The sequence below is a fragment of the Brevibacillus sp. NRRL NRS-603 genome (assembly GCF_003013445.1).
GTDB lineage: Bacteria > Bacillota > Bacilli > Brevibacillales > Brevibacillaceae > Brevibacillus > Brevibacillus formosus.
Map to the genome: position 1 here is coordinate 1 of NZ_PXZN01000173.1, position 1,130 is coordinate 1,130.

At 47.4% G+C, this 1,130-nt stretch carries 1 protein-coding gene; it reads right to left on the reverse strand.

Annotation, left to right across the window (positions count from 1 at the left end):
• Positions 1–954 (reverse strand): NAD(P)/FAD-dependent oxidoreductase (locus C7R94_RS29715; protein WP_106786050.1); only part of this gene is annotated, 954 nt, incomplete at its 3' end.
• Between the last annotated feature and the right edge of the window lie 176 nt (positions 955–1,130).

Below are 1,130 nucleotides of genomic sequence, written 5' to 3' on the forward strand. Positions count from 1 at the left end.
CGGGTCAATGTGCAATTTGGCACTGTTTACGGCTACAGCCGCATCGGTGAAAGCTCCCGCGATCAACGTAATCTTGCTGTCAAAGCTCGCAAAATCTCCTGCCGCAAAAATCCCTGGCAGATTCGTTGCCAGACGAGGGCTGACAAATACGTTCCATTCATCCATGTCCAAGCCCCACTCTTTAATCCCGGTGAAATCTGCCTTCAATCCGTGATTGACGATAATGGCGTCTACATCGATTTGCTCCGTCTCGTCTGTCTCCAGATGACGTATCGTCACTTTATCGATCGTTTCTTTGTCTGAGCTTTGCAATTGTGTGACCGCATATGGCGTGCGAATGATCGCAGAGGACTCTTTCATGCGCTTCACATTCCGCTCATGTCCACCAAATACATCACGGCGATGCACAACCGTTACAGACGCTGCGATCTGCACCAGTTCATTTGCCCAATCGACCGCGGAGTCACCGCCCCCTGAGATGAGGACGTGCTTGCCACGGAATGGCTCCAGTTCCTGCACCGTATAATGAAGATTTGTCACCTCGTAACGCTCTGCTCCTTCGATCTCCAGCTTTGCCATTTTCAAAATACCTCGACCCAAAGCCAGTATGATCGTGCGAGTCCAATGCCGTCTCCCTGATTTTGCAACGAGTATGTACGTACCGTCTTCTTGGGGTTCTAGTCCAATGATCGCCTCACCTAGGACGATGGTGGGATCAAATGTCTTCGCTTGTTGCACCAGATTGGCAATCAGCTTTTCACAAAGCTGTGGTGGTACACCGCCTACATCCCAGATCATTTTTTCTGGATAGATCAACATTCGTCCACCGAGCTCTTCTTTGGCTTCAATGAGTTTCGTCTTCATATCGCGCATTCCGCTATAAAAGGCAGCGTACATCCCCGCAGGTCCACCGCCAATAATGGTTACATCAAACAGCTCCAACTGTTCTCCCACAACTACCCCTCCACTGTCTTTCTTGTTTGTTTATGAATCATCAAGTTTTGATGAAAATGAGATTCATTATCACAATGTGATTGTAATGGAAAATGGAGGAGGATTCAACATTAAAGAAAAAATAAAAAAGGCTCGTAATTAGCTTCATCAGCTAATTTACGAACCTGTTGTTTGCC